At 25.8% G+C, this 13,512-nt stretch carries 13 protein-coding genes; 11 read left to right on the forward strand and 2 right to left on the reverse strand.

What is annotated here, in order from left to right; translation table 11 throughout:
* From Q4E08_RS07380 to Q4E08_RS07400, 5 genes are all read left to right on the forward strand, one after another.
* Positions 1 to 1,116 (forward strand): S1C family serine protease, encoded by a 1,116-nt coding sequence (locus tag Q4E08_RS07380; protein ID WP_303129775.1) that lies wholly within the window; start codon positions 1 to 3, stop codon positions 1,114 to 1,116.
* A 199-nt stretch (positions 1,117 to 1,315) separates the two neighbouring features.
* Entirely contained in the window at positions 1,316 to 2,182 is an 867-nt protein-coding gene (locus tag Q4E08_RS07385; RefSeq protein ID WP_303129777.1) for a DegV family protein, read from the forward strand.
* A 19-nt stretch (positions 2,183 to 2,201) separates the two neighbouring features.
* Positions 2,202 to 3,563, forward strand: a complete 1,362-nt coding sequence (locus Q4E08_RS07390) for an MATE family efflux transporter (RefSeq protein ID WP_303129780.1) — start codon at positions 2,202 to 2,204, stop codon at positions 3,561 to 3,563.
* A 17-nt stretch (positions 3,564 to 3,580) separates the two neighbouring features.
* Entirely contained in the window at positions 3,581 to 4,657 is a 1,077-nt protein-coding gene (gene eutH / locus Q4E08_RS07395; RefSeq protein ID WP_303129781.1) for an ethanolamine utilization protein EutH, read from the forward strand.
* 18 nt (positions 4,658 to 4,675) lie between these two features.
* Positions 4,676 to 5,812, forward strand: a complete 1,137-nt coding sequence (locus Q4E08_RS07400) for an ABC transporter substrate-binding protein (RefSeq protein ID WP_303129783.1) — start codon at positions 4,676 to 4,678, stop codon at positions 5,810 to 5,812.
* Here the strand turns inward: Q4E08_RS07400 and Q4E08_RS07405 are convergent.
* A complete protein-coding gene (locus Q4E08_RS07405; protein WP_303129789.1) occupies positions 5,804 to 6,931 on the reverse strand; it encodes a glycosyltransferase family 1 protein in 1,128 nt (375 codons plus the stop codon). The genes Q4E08_RS07400 and Q4E08_RS07405 overlap by 9 nt on opposite strands.
* A 122-nt stretch (positions 6,932 to 7,053) precedes the next feature.
* Between Q4E08_RS07405 and Q4E08_RS07410 the strand changes: the two genes are divergently transcribed.
* From Q4E08_RS07410 to Q4E08_RS07420, 3 genes are read left to right on the forward strand one after another with little or no spacing between them, the layout of a single operon-like run.
* Entirely contained in the window at positions 7,054 to 8,049 is a 996-nt protein-coding gene (locus tag Q4E08_RS07410; RefSeq protein WP_303129791.1) for a CotS family spore coat protein, read from the forward strand.
* A gap of 12 nt (positions 8,050 to 8,061) precedes the next feature.
* Complete coding sequence (locus Q4E08_RS07415; protein WP_303129793.1) at positions 8,062 to 8,739, forward strand: hypothetical protein; 678 nt, start codon at positions 8,062 to 8,064, stop codon at positions 8,737 to 8,739.
* 11 nt (positions 8,740 to 8,750) lie between these two features.
* The gene (locus Q4E08_RS07420; RefSeq protein WP_303129795.1) at positions 8,751 to 9,800 is read left to right on the forward strand and encodes a CotS family spore coat protein; all 1,050 of its coding nucleotides are present in this window, start codon (positions 8,751 to 8,753) and stop codon (positions 9,798 to 9,800) included.
* A 23-nt stretch (positions 9,801 to 9,823) separates the two neighbouring features.
* Here Q4E08_RS07420 and Q4E08_RS07425 read toward each other — a convergent pair whose 3' ends face one another.
* Positions 9,824 to 10,945, reverse strand: coding sequence for a glycosyltransferase family 1 protein (locus Q4E08_RS07425; RefSeq protein WP_303129796.1), 1,122 nt, complete (start codon positions 10,943 to 10,945; stop codon positions 9,824 to 9,826).
* Positions 10,946 to 11,051: 106 nt separating this feature from the next.
* Between Q4E08_RS07425 and Q4E08_RS07430 the strand changes: the two genes are divergently transcribed.
* The 3 genes from Q4E08_RS07430 to Q4E08_RS07440 all read left to right on the forward strand — a co-directional run bounded on the left by Q4E08_RS07430 (position 11,052) and on the right by Q4E08_RS07440 (position 13,468).
* The gene (locus Q4E08_RS07430; protein ID WP_303129797.1) at positions 11,052 to 12,053 is read left to right on the forward strand and encodes a CotS family spore coat protein; all 1,002 of its coding nucleotides are present in this window, start codon (positions 11,052 to 11,054) and stop codon (positions 12,051 to 12,053) included.
* 96 nt (positions 12,054 to 12,149) lie between these two features.
* Positions 12,150 to 13,031, forward strand: coding sequence for a sporulation peptidase YabG (gene yabG / locus Q4E08_RS07435; protein ID WP_303129799.1), 882 nt, complete (start codon positions 12,150 to 12,152; stop codon positions 13,029 to 13,031).
* A gap of 200 nt (positions 13,032 to 13,231) precedes the next feature.
* Entirely contained in the window at positions 13,232 to 13,468 is a 237-nt protein-coding gene (locus tag Q4E08_RS07440; RefSeq protein WP_303129802.1) for a Veg family protein, read from the forward strand.
* Positions 13,469 to 13,512: the final 44 nt, after the last annotated feature.

Raw genomic sequence — 13,512 nt, forward strand, 5'->3', positions numbered from 1 at the left:
ATGAATACAGATCAAAATATAAATAATGAATTTAATAGTCAAAAACCAAAGAGAAAAAAGGGTAATACTTTTATTATGGTTGTAGTTGTAATAGTTACTGCAATGCTTGCTGGAATATTTAGTAGTGGAATAACATATATGATTATGAAAAAGGATAGTCAAAAAATAAATACTCAAAATGAATCTCCTTCAAATTTTAAGGAGGTATCTCAACTTACTACAGAGCAAGCTTTTAATAAAGTTGCACCAGCAGTTGTAATAGTTTCAACAAAGGGGTTAAGTCGTCAAAATGGAATTATTCCACAACAGGTTGAAGGGATTGGAACAGGGTTTATTATAAATGATAAAGGAGATATATTAACTAATTATCATGTTATAAAAGGAGCTCAAGAGGTTACTGTAACATTAAGTACTGGAGAAGAGATAAAAGCTAAAGTTATTAATTATGATGAAAATCAAGATATAGCTATGATTAGAATGCAAGGAAAATTTAAAGTTCCTGCTATAGCAGAACTTGGTGATTCTTCAAAACTTAAACCAGGTGAGGAAGTTATAGCAATTGGAACACCTCTTTCAAAGGAATTTGCTCAAACAGTAACTAAAGGGGTTATAAGTGCAGTTGGAAGAACTGTTAATACTGAAACTGGAAAACAAGTGAATTTGATTCAAACAGATACAGCTATAAATCCAGGTAATAGTGGTGGTCCATTAGTAAATACAGAAGGGCAAGTTATAGGAATAAATACTATGAAGGTATCTGGTGGAGCAGAAGGTATAGGATTTGCAATTCCTATAAATGAAGTTAAACAAAAATTAGATGTTTTATCAAAGCCAATATTAACTTTAGGAGTAAAGGTTAGAGAAATAGATAAAGCATTATCAAAACAATATAATTTACCAGAAGGAATATACGTAGTTGAAGTAGAAGAATTTTCACCAGCTGAAAAAGCTGGAATTAGACCAGGTGATACTATCACTGAGTTTGGAGGAAAGAGAGTTAAAACCCTTCAAGAATTAAATGAAGTAAAAAATAAGAAAAATGCTGGAGACACAGTAAAGGTTAAAGTTGAAAGAGACGGAAAAAATGAAACTTTAGACTTAACATTGGAAGCATAGTTTATTAATAAATACACACTAATTTAGTTAAAACATAAATTAGTGTGTATTATTTTTTTGTTATAAAAATAACTATATATTATAATTACAATTGAACTTATAATGGAAAAAAATAATATACTTTAATAATAATATCTAGTCTAAATATATGATTATGATATAATTTTATTTATATAATTTAAAATTTGTGGAGGTAGAAATGGGCATAAGAGTGGTAACTGATAGTACTAGTTATATACCTAAAAATATTAGGGAAAGTTTAGGTATAGAAGTAGTTTCATTAAGTGTAATATTTAATGGACAAGGGTACAGGGAAATGGATTTAACAAATGATGAATTTTTTAAAATGATGAATGAAAGTGGAGAAATACCAACATCATCACAACCAAATATAGGGGAAGTGAAAGAAACTTTTCAAAATATTATAAATCAAGGTGATAAGATTGTAGGGATATTTATATCATCAGATATGAGTGGAACTTATCAATCAGCTAAAATGATTAAAGATATGATATTGGAAGAAAATGAAAATGCACAAATAGAAATTATAGATTCAAGAAGTAATTGTATGCAAATGGGGTATGCTGTAATTGAAGCTGCAAAGGCAGCTAAGTCAGGAGAGGATATATTAGAAGTTGCTAATAAAGCAAAAAGTGTTATAAGCAATAGTAGATTTTTGTTTATACCTGAAACACTAAAGTATTTAAAAAAAGGTGGAAGAATTGGAGGAGCAGCTGCTCTTTTAGGAAATATATTAAAAATTATTCCTATTCTTACGGTAACAGATGGAAAAACAACAGTTTTTCAAAAAGTTAGAACTAGAAAAAAAGCAATAAATACTATGATAAATCAAATGTTTGAAGATATACATGAAAAAGATTTTTGTCATATAACAGTTCATCATATAAACTGTGAAGATGATGGAATTATATTAAAAGAACAGATAGAAGAAAAGTTAAGAGTTAATGGATTAAAGGGAGATGTTATTGTACAACCTATAGGACCTATTATCGGCTTACATGTTGGACCAGGAAGTATAGGAATTGCATATTATACTAAAGGTTAAAGAAGTAAGAGGAGCTATTATGAATAAAATATTAAATATAGATAAAAGATTTTATAAAAAGGTTGCTATTATAGCTTTACCTATTGTTATACAAAATTTTATAACATCATCCTTAAATATAGTAGATACTATGATGATTGGGAAGCTTGGAGAAAATGAAATTGCTGCAGTTGGAATAGCAAATCAATACTTTTTCTTACTTAGTATATTAATGATGGGATTATTTAGTGGTATAGGAATTTTTGTATCTCAATACTTTGGAAAAAAAGATAATGAAAATATAAAAAAGTTAATTGGAATAGGAATTGTATGTGCAATTGTTATGGGAAGCATATTTACTATTACAGCTCAAATATTTCCAGAGGGCATAATTGGAATATTTAATAAAGATTTTGAAGTTATAAAACTTGGTGTTGAATACCTTATAATAGTATCGCTAAGTTATATTTTTACTACTATTACGTTTAATTATGGAATAGCGCTAAGATGTATAGAAAAAACAACTATACCTATGATAGGAAGCTCAATAGCTTTAATAATTAACACTGTACTTAATTATATACTTATATTTGGTTATTTTGGAATGCCAGAGCTTGGTGTTAAAGGTGCAGCAATAGCAACATTAATTGCAAGAATAATTGAATTTTTAATAATTATAGGTTACGTTTATTATAGCAATAATATTTTAGCTGGAAATTTAAAAGAGTTATTTTCTTTTGATTTATCTTTTGTAAAGAAAATATATATAACAGTTCTTCCAGTAGTTTTAAATGAAGCTTGTTGGGGATTTGGTTCTGTTATGTATAATATTATTTATGGAAGAATAGGAACGCAAGCTATAGCATCTGTCCAGATTGCAACAACTATAAATAATTTATTTATGGTAATTATTTTTGGTATAGGAAATGCTGCTTTAGTTATGGTCGGAGCACAAGTTGGTAGAGGAGACGAAGAAAAGGCTGATGAGTATGGAAAGAATTGTATTAAACTTGGATGTTTAATTGGACTAATTATAGCAATAGCATTATCTTTATGCGCAAGTTCAATAATATCTATATATGATGTTTCAGAGCAAGTTAAAATTTGGTCAAGGTATATAATATATGCAACATCAATTGTTATGGTTATAAGAGTTTATAATATAATAGCAATAGTAGGAGTAATGAGAGGTGGAGGAGATGTTAAAGCTTCATTTCTTATAGAGAGTATAACTATGTGGTGTATAGGAGTACCATTTGCATTATTAGGAGCATTTGTTTTTAAATTACCAGTTTATTTGGTTTATGCTCTTTGTACATTTGAGGAAATAAGTAAGGGGATTGCTTGCTTTAAAAGAATATCATCAAGGAATTGGATAAAAAATTTAGTATCTGAAGGATAAAGGTAAAAGAGGGGTTTATGGAAAAAATAATATTATATATAATTGCTGTTTTTTTTGTAATAGGAGCAGTTGATTATTTTTTAGGAAATAAATTAAAACTTGGAATGTGTTTTGAAGAAGGAATAAAAAATATGGGAGCATTAGCTATATCAATGGTTGGAATTATATCTTTAACTCCAGTTATAGCATCTTGGCTTCAAAGTGCATTAATGCCAATTTCAAATTATATAAATATAGATCCATCTATATTTGTATCAACTATAATTGCTATAGATATGGGAGCATTTAGTATAGCAAATGATATAGCATTAAATAGTAATATGATTTATTTCTCAGGAGTTTTAATGGCATCTATATTAGGGTGTACTTTAAGTTTCACCCTGCCATTAGCTCTTGGAATTATAAAGAAAGAAAGCTTGAAGGAATTTTTATTAGGAATAATATTTGGTATAGCAGTTCTGCCTTTAGGTTTATTTTTAGCAGGAATATTTCTAAAAATACCTATTAAGATTATATTATTAAATTTAATTCCTTTATTTATAATTTCTATACTTATGATTATTGGTATAGTTTATTTTAAAGACTTAACAATAAATATATTAATTAAACTTTCAAAAGGAATTTTGTTTCTAAGTATACTTGGATTTGTAATTGTAGGATTTCAACAAATATCAGGAGTTATAATATTTAAGGAATTAATGCCACTTAAAGATACTTTGTCTATAGTTGGTAATATTGCAATATTCTTAGGTGGAGCATATGTAATGTTAGAGGTTATAAATAAATTTTTAAATAAGTACTTGCAAAATATAGCTAATAAATTTAGTGTAAATAAATATTCTATAACAGCTTTTATTGGAAGTTTGGCATCAGCTATAATAATATTTACCTCATTTGAAAAATTAGATAAGAGGGGGAAAATATTATGTAGTGCTTTTTCTGTTAGTGGTGCATATGTACTTGGTGGACAACTTGGGTTTGTAGCAAGTGAGGCAAAAGAAGTTATAGGAATTTATATATTTACAAAATTATTTTGTGGAATATTAGCATTAGCTATAGCTATGATATACTTGAAAAAGAAAGTTAAGTCATAGTTTAGAAGGGTTGATTTTATGAATAACAGAATAAAAACTATAATAATAACTACAATTACAGTTATTGTTTCTATACTTATAATAAATTTTTTTACTAAAGATAGAGAAGGTGTTATAAGTGGTACTATAACTGTAGTTACTGATAAATATACTAATGAATATATATCTGAATTAGCAGAGAATTATATGAATGGGCATAGTAGAACTAAAATAAATATTGAGCTAATAGATAATATTAAAGATTTAGATAATAAATTTAAAGAAGGTAAAAAAGACAACCTTCCTAATATAGCTATTTTAAATAGTTATGAGTTAGATTATTTAAAGAATAAATATAAGTTAAACTTTGAAAATGAAGAAGATTTATTAAATATATATAAAAGAAATTTTACAAAAAGTAGTCTTCAACAAATAACTATTGACGGAAAAGAAATGGGTATTCCATTAACAACTAATCCTTTAGTTTTATATTTAAGAGAGGATATATTAAAACAATATGGATATAAAAGTTCTGATATAAATACATGGGATGACTTTATTAAAGTATCCAAAAATATTTATAAAAAAAGTAATGGTAAATATAAGGGGTTAAGTATAATAGATGATGATTATGAAAATCTTATAAAGGTACTTATTATGCAGAATATTGATTATTTTAATAATAAAGAAGAAGTTATAAAGGCAGTAAAAAAGGATTATAAAAACTTAGAAGACAATAAAATTTTAGCTAGAGAAGGTGATGACTTTTTTGCTATAATTTCATCAATAAATACTATGAAAATACTTAAAGATTTAAGAAAAAAGTGTGAGTGGACTGTAAATGATATTCCAGCCTATAAAATTGGGTCAAATAGATTTTTTGTAGCTGATGGATATAGTGCATTTGTAATTAATAATGATAAAAAAAATAGAGAACTTATAAATAGTTTTTCTGAATATATGATTACAAATACAGATATAGCATTAGAGTATGCGCTTAATGGAGATTTGTTTCCAACATATATTTATGCTTATAACAATAAAGAAATAGAGAAGAGTATGAATAATTTTATAGGAAAGAGCCCTCTTGTTGTAATGAGTAATATATCAAAGAAGGCTCCTAAAATAAAAAATTATAATTTATATAAAGAAGTTAAAAAAGAGCTATTAAAATAAGGAATTTAATATATTTTCGTAAGCGTTAAGTGTATTAAGTGCTGTTTGCCTCCAAGAAAATTGGAGGCTTCTTTTATATGCTTTATCTTCTAATTTTGTTCTTAAATCTTTATCTTCTAAAATTTTAAATATATTTTCAGATAAACTATCATTATTTAAAGGGTTAATAAGTATAGCACAATCACTTGTAACCTCTGGTATTGAGGTTGTGTTAGAGGTTATAACTGCAGTTTTACAACTCATTGCTTCAAGTGGTGGAAGACCGAAGCCTTCATAATAAGAAGGATATACAAATAAATCAGCGCCACTATATAAAATTGGTAGATAGGAGTCTTCTACAAATCCTGTAAAAATTATATCATCAATAATATTTAAATCTTCAGCATATTTTTTTAAGTTAAGTCCCTCATCTTTTAATGATCCAACTAAGACTAATTTATATTTATTAGTTAAGTTTTTATTTATTTTTTTAAAAGAATCAATTATTCCTTTTACATTTTTTCTAGCACTAAATCCACCTATATATAATAAATATGGAGTATCAAAGTTATATTTATTGTTGACTATTTTTCTTGATATATCTTTATCATGAGGATAAAACTCAGAATTTGTTGATAAGTGTGTAACGAATATTTTATCTTCTGGATAGCCTTTAAAAAATCTTAAAATATCTTTTTTGGAGTATTCTGAAACAGTAATTATTCCTTTTGCGTTTTCTATTATATCAGGCATAGTTTTTAAGAATTTTTTTAAATACGATTGGCCAACTGTTTCAGGCATTATATAGGGTATTAAATCATGAATTGTAACTACTGTATTTATATTTTCATCTAATGGTGAGCCTATTCCATTTTGAGGTATGTGATATAATTCTAAGTTTCTTTCTTTAATAATGTTTGGAATATAATATTTATCAAAAAAATTAGAGCGCCTTCCAGAGCAATGTATTAGTTCAGTATTATTATTTAAAAAGATTGGATCAACTTTTCCAGTCCATATAAGTGTGAATAAAGAATTTTTATCTAAGTTTATCATTTCAGAAATTAAGTTTTTAGTATAGGTACCTATTCCTGTACCACCATGTAAATTAACACTTCTAGAATCTATACAAATTTTCATTAAAACACCTCGAATTAGCTATATATTATAAAATATTATGAATAACATATTTTGTGAATAAAATCACATTAAATTAAATGAACTCATATAATGAAAGATAAATAAGATGGGGAGTGTATTTTATGAATGAAAATAATGTGAAAGTACTCATAGAAAAAGAATATGGTATAGAAGTTAAAAGTATTATAAAGCATAAAAATACTTTTAAGATAAATGGAAATAGTGGATATTGCTTTAAGGTTTTAAATTATGAGTTTGGTCATTCATATTATATAATTTCAGCTATTAAACATTTAAATAATAAAGGTTTTAGTACTGTACTTAATATAATTAAGACAAGGAACGGGTTAGATTATGTTGAATTAAATGAAGGTGGATATGGGTATTTAACAGAATGGTTTGAATCTAGGGTAAGTAATTATAATGATTTAAGTGAACTAAAAAATGTATCAAGAGCATTATCTAAATTGCATATAGCAAGTAGAGATTTTAATATAACTCCTATGATGACACCAAGGATATATTGGTTTTCATGGATAAATATATTTAAAACTAGAAAAGAAGAAATATATGATTTTGCAAAAAGAATAAATCAAAAAGCTCATAAAAATAAATTTGATGAAGTATTTTTAAAAAATTTAGATGAGCAGATAGCAATTGCAGATAAAAGTATTAAGGGACTTATAAATAGTAATTATGTTGAGATAATGGAAAGGCATATGTTAAAAAGAGAGTTTTGCCATCATGATTATGCAAATCATAATATTTTAATAGGAAAAAACAATGAAATTAAAATAATAGATTTTGATTATTGTATACTAGACAGTCATATTCATGATTTAGCTTCATTACTTATAAGAGCTATGAAATATAATAGGTGGGATAAAAATAAGGCAAACGTAATATTAGATGCTTATTCAGAAAATATAGAAATAAGTAAAGATGAATTAAATGTTATAAAAGAATTTATAAGATTTCCACAGGACTTTTGGCAAAGGGGTCTTCAAATGTATTGGGAACAACAACCTTGGGGAGAGGAATTTATTTTAGGTAAGCTTAATAAATATTTAGAAGATAGAAAATATAGAGATGAGTTTATTGAAAATTTTTTTAGGTAAGGGGAAATGATAATGAATGAGGGAGCTTTAAAAAAGTATTTATTAGAGAAGGATATACATTTAATTGGAGATTATTTTAAAAGAGATAGTTCTAAAATCAATGTATCATCACAAATTGATTTAATTATTAAGTTGCAAGATGTTCTTATGGGATATCATTCAATAGAAAAAAATAGTATATTAAGTGAAATTGGTAAAAGAGTAGATAGATTAGTTGTTAGTAATAAGAAGTTAGAAAACATTATTTCAAGAGATAACTTTTATGGAAGGTTAATACTTGCTAGAGCAAAAATTGAACTTGATAAGTTGGATAATATATATCTTGAAGATATATATAAAAGAGCTATGAAAAAAGATGAAATATGCATAGATAAAGTTGATGAAACAAATTTAAGAGTGATGGAAAAAGTTGAGGTTGGTAAAATTAAGAAAATTTCATTTAATATAGTAGAAGATGATTTTATAAATTACCTTTTAAAAATTAAAAAAAAGTCTAGTAAAGATGACTTGAAAAATTATGCTGAAGAATATGTTGAGAAAAATAATTTAAGCAAAGATAGCCTAAATTATATAAATTGTATGGTTAATATACCACATGAAGGTATCAAATATTTATATAAAAATAGATTTAATTTAAATGAATGTAAAGATGATATTAAGAAGATAGTAGAAAAGGAACTTGAATTTTAAGGAGGACTATTATGGGAAAGGATAGATACTCAGAAAGGAAAAATCTCTGTAGATATGACCTTAGTAAAAAGTTTTTTGATGAAATAGGAATAAGTATTTTAGATGTTACACCACTTAGAAAATTATTTATGTTAACGACTGAAGATGGCAAGAAACTTTTGAAAAAAGTTGATTATAATGAAGATAAGATAAATTTCATTGGAAGATCTATTGAATATATTAATGATGATTTTAAAAATATAATGAATATGAATAAAATAAATAAAGATAAAGAATTTATAAATTGGAATGGAGAGAATTATATACTAATGGATTTAATAGAGGGAAGGGAAGCATCTATCAATAATCCATTAGAGGTTGAAATGTGTATTGATGCTGTTGCAAAATTTCATAAGGCATCTTATGGAATAATTAATTATTTAAATGCTAAAGATACTGTGTGCATATATGGAGAAGATTTGTTTAACTATTATAAAAATGCTGAAGAAGATATGTTAGATATAAAAAGATGGGTAAGTTTATATAGTTATAAAAATGATTTTGATAAGTTATTTATGGAAACTTGTGATGAGTATATATTTGAGTTATCAAAGGCTAAAGACATGCTTTGGATTAGTAATTATGATAAGCTTATAAATGACAATAAATTTATATCACTTTGTCATAATGATCTTGCAAATCATAACTTTATAATAAATGATTCAGGTGTAAATATAATAGACTTAGATTACTCAACAATTGATTTAAGAGCTTTAGATATTGCAGACTTTATATTAAAATGGATAAAAAATAGTACATTTAGTATTGAAAAATGCAAAAAGATTATAGATACTTATAATAAAGTTATACCACTTACAGAAGAAGAATATAAGCTGATATATATATTTATGAGTTTTCCAAGGGATATATATTCAATAATAAAATCATATTATCATAAAAACAAAGAATGGGATGAAGAAATATTTTTGCATAGATTTAAAACAAAATTAGAAAATGATATATTTAGAAGAAAGTTTTTAAGTGATTATAAAATGCTTTATAAAGAAGAGTTAGCTAAATAAATAAGGGTGCAAATACTGCACCCTTATTTATTTATTATAGAATTATAAGCATTTATTGTATTTTGAGCTGTTCTTTCCCAAGAGAACTGTCTACTTCTAATAATAGACTTTTTAACCATAGCAAGTACAAGTAAACTATCACTTAAAACTCTTTCCATAGCATGACTTAATTCATGAGGATCATTAGGATTTATAAGTAATGCAGAATCGTAACATACTTCTGGTAATGAAGTTACATTAGAAGTTATAACTGGTGTTCCACAAGCCATTGCCTCTATTGGAGGAAGACCAAATCCCTCATAAAAAGAAGGATATACTAACATTTCTGATGCATTATAAAAATAAGGTAAATATTCTAATGGGATAAAACCAGTAAATATAACATCATTAAGTACATTAAGTTCTCTAGCTCTATTTAAATAGAGATTGTATGATATTCCCTTTTTACCTGTTATAACTAACTTTGTATTTTTTCTGTAAGGTAAAGGAAGTAGAGAATATGCTTCTATAAGTCCTAATATATTTTTTCTAGGACTAAATCCACCAACATATAATATAAAATCTGATTTTATATTATATTTATTTTCTAATATTTTTTTACATTGATGCTTTCCAAGTGGTTTATAAATTTTTTCGGCAGCTAAATGAGTAACAAATATTTTTTCCATTGGAAAATTAAATTCTTTGTGTATATCTCTTTTAGAAAATTCTGAAACTGTTATAATTCCATCACATTGTTTTAGAATATTTGGCATATCATTATTAAAAATTTTTAAATATCTTTTACTAACTGTTTCAGGCATTTTTAGAGGAATTATATCATGCAATGTAATTACTTTTTTACAGTTTACATTATCAGATAATCCAACACCATTTTGGGGAACGTGATACAAATCAATATTACTATTTGATAAAATATTTGGAACTCTAACTTCATCCCAAAAATTTTCACTAAGCAGTTCATTAACCTTTTCAATTTTAAAGTTTCTATTTAAATTTTTAAACTCAGGGTTTTCAGGTGTGAAAATTAAATAATCATTATTAAAATCTATATAATTTAAGCTTTTTATTAACTGATGAGTATAAGTACCAATGCCTGTTCCTCTATACCATTTTGCAGCTCTTCCATCAATTCCAACTCTCATTATTTAATCCTTTCAAATTATTGTTAATTTTATTATATTTTTATAAGTTAGAAAGTGTTAATAAAATAAATATAATGTACATATAAATATTAAGGGGGTGGTTAAAATGATGAGAGAGTTTGAAATAGAAAGACAATTCGATATAGAAATAGAAACTCTGAAAGCGAGTAAAGGCGTATATTATTTAAAAACAAATAAAGGGGAGAGATGTTTAAAGAAAATAAATTATGGACCACAAAAATTATTATTTGTATGTGGTGCTAAAGAGCATTTAATAAAAAATGGATTTGATAAAATAGATAGATATTTTTTAAATACTGATGGAGAGCCGTATGCATTAGTAAATGAAGATTTATATACTTTATCTAATTGGATTGAAGGAAGAGAATGTGATTTTCATGAAATAGAAGATGTTAAAATTGCAGCTGAAACATTAGCTAAGTTACATGAGGCATCAAAAGGATATGATCCACCTGAAAATTCAAAATTAAAAAGTGATTTAGGCAGATGGGTAAATCTTATGCAAAAGAGAGTTAAATCACTAGATAAAATGAGAGATATGGTTAGAAAGAAGCATCATAAAAGCGATTTTGATTTAATATATATTAAGTCAATGGAATTTTATAAAGAAATGGGAAAAGAAGCATTTAATACATTAGAAAGTTCAAATTATCTTGAACTTTGTGAAATTGCTGAAAAGGATAAAAGTTTATGTCATCATGATTTTACTTATCATAATATAATAATTGATAAGAATAATGATGTTAATGTTATAGATTTTGATTATTGTAAAAGAGAAATAAGAGTATTTGATATATCAAATTTTATTACTAAAGTTTTAAAAAGAGTTGAGTGGAATTTTGAATATGCAAAATCAATAATAGAATCCTATAATAACATATCTCCATTAAGAGAAGATGAATACAAGGTTTTATATGCTTACTTACAATTTCCACAAAGATATTGGAGATTAGCTAATAGATACTATTATAATGAAGTAAATTGGGGACAAAATACTTTTGCTAAGAAGCTTCAAAATATAATAGATGAAAAAGAAAATTATTTAAATTTCTTAAGTCAATTTAAAGAAGAATATAATATTAAATAAAAAAGGGCTGTTTTTTAAGCAGCCCTATTATTTTTTAAATCATAAATCTATATTAATACATATAATGAAATAATAAATAATATTTTAGAGGGTTTTATGGTTGTAGGAGATATAGTTGTAAGAAAATCATATGATAAAGATGTAACATTTAAAGTTATAGACATAAAAGAAGAAAATGGAGAAGTACGTTATATTTTAAAGGGAATTAATATAAGAATAATAGCAGATGCTAGTGTTGATGATTTAGAAAAAGTAGAAGATGATTATTCAGCTGAAAAGGATAAAATATTAAATAGCAGAGTAAGTGCTGCATTGAAGTCTGCTATATCATCAAGAGGTGAGCTTGCTAAGCATGGTGTATTAAGAGCAAGCAAAACTATAAAAAAAGGTAAGGGAAATGATGAATTGGTTTTTGGAAGACCTGGAAAAATACTTCATGTAGATGGAGATAAGGAATATATGGATACTTGTTTAAAAGTATATAAGCAATTATCTTTAGATGCAGTAGGAGTATCAATACCAGAATGTGAACAACCTAAAAAAATTGTTGATTTAGTTAAAAGAATAAAACCAGATATAGTAGTATTAACAGGTCATGATGGTGTCTTAAGAGGAACAAGAGATTATTTAGATTTAAATAACTATAGAAATTCGATTTTTTATAGAGATGCAGTTAAGGCACTTAGAGATTATAACTCTAGTTATGATGAACTAATAATTTTTGCAGGTGCTTGTCAAAGTTGCTATGAATGTATGTTAGATGCAGGAGCAAATTTTGCATCATCCCCAAGTAGAGTGCTAATTCATTGTTTAGATCCAGTATTTGTTTGCGAGAAGTTAGCATACACTAAAATAACTGATGTAGTTTCAATAAAGGATGTTATAGAAAATACAATAACAGGAATAAAAGGTGTTGGAGGTTTACAAACAAGAGGTAAGTACAGAGAGGGGTATCCTAAATCCGAGTATATAATATAAAAAGGAACTTTTAATAGTTCCTTTTTATATTTTAATTCCAATAAACATGTATAAAATTTAGTCTATATACAGATAATAAAAATGTAAATTAAATATCTAAAAAATATTGACATTATAAATGTAAAGTGTTAAAATAAAAATTTTACTTGAAATCAATTCAAAAAAATGGTATAATAATTAAAAGAAAGAGGGTGTTTTTTATGGAAAGTATTAAAACAATTGCTTCAATTAAAAAAAGTATTGAGGGACACCTTGGAGAAAAAGTTACCTTAAAAGCCAATGGAGGAAGAAAAAAAATCCTTGTTAATGATGGTGTTTTAGAAAGTATTTATCCAAGTATATTTGTAATAAGATTAGATGACGACACCCAAAGAACTGTGACATATAGTTATTCAGATGTGTTAACTCAAACGGTACAATTGCATTTTCCAGGTTAGAAAAAGACTTCGATTTATTTCGAAGTTTTTTTATGCAAAAAAAA

Source organism: Clostridium sp. (genome assembly GCF_030532265.1).
In the GTDB taxonomy this organism is placed as follows: domain Bacteria; phylum Bacillota; class Clostridia; order Clostridiales; family Clostridiaceae; genus Clostridium.

Bases quoted from the DNA above. Each gene is read 5' to 3' on its own strand.
- Q4E08_RS07415 (WP_303129793.1), top strand. From the start codon at position 8,062: ATGAATGAGGGAGCTTTAAAAAAGTATTTATTAGAGAAGGATATACAT.
- Q4E08_RS07380 (WP_303129775.1), top strand. From the start codon at position 1: ATGAATACAGATCAAAATATAAATAATGAATTTAATAGTCAAAAACCA.
- Q4E08_RS07410 (WP_303129791.1), top strand. From the start codon at position 7,054: ATGAATGAAAATAATGTGAAAGTACTCATAGAAAAAGAATATGGTATA.
- Q4E08_RS07390 (WP_303129780.1), top strand. From the start codon at position 2,202: ATGAATAAAATATTAAATATAGATAAAAGATTTTATAAAAAGGTTGCT.
- yabG (WP_303129799.1), top strand. From the start codon at position 12,150: ATGGTTGTAGGAGATATAGTTGTAAGAAAATCATATGATAAAGATGTA.
- Q4E08_RS07405 (WP_303129789.1), bottom strand. From the start codon at position 6,931: ATGAAAATTTGTATAGATTCTAGAAGTGTTAATTTACATGGTGGTACA.
- Q4E08_RS07440 (WP_303129802.1), top strand. From the start codon at position 13,232: ATGGAAAGTATTAAAACAATTGCTTCAATTAAAAAAAGTATTGAGGGA.
- Q4E08_RS07420 (WP_303129795.1), top strand. From the start codon at position 8,751: ATGGGAAAGGATAGATACTCAGAAAGGAAAAATCTCTGTAGATATGAC.
- eutH (WP_303129781.1), top strand. From the start codon at position 3,581: ATGGAAAAAATAATATTATATATAATTGCTGTTTTTTTTGTAATAGGA.
- Q4E08_RS07385 (WP_303129777.1), top strand. From the start codon at position 1,316: ATGGGCATAAGAGTGGTAACTGATAGTACTAGTTATATACCTAAAAAT.
- Q4E08_RS07400 (WP_303129783.1), top strand. From the start codon at position 4,676: ATGAATAACAGAATAAAAACTATAATAATAACTACAATTACAGTTATT.
- Q4E08_RS07425 (WP_303129796.1), bottom strand. From the start codon at position 10,945: ATGAGAGTTGGAATTGATGGAAGAGCTGCAAAATGGTATAGAGGAACA.
- Q4E08_RS07430 (WP_303129797.1), top strand. From the start codon at position 11,052: ATGATGAGAGAGTTTGAAATAGAAAGACAATTCGATATAGAAATAGAA.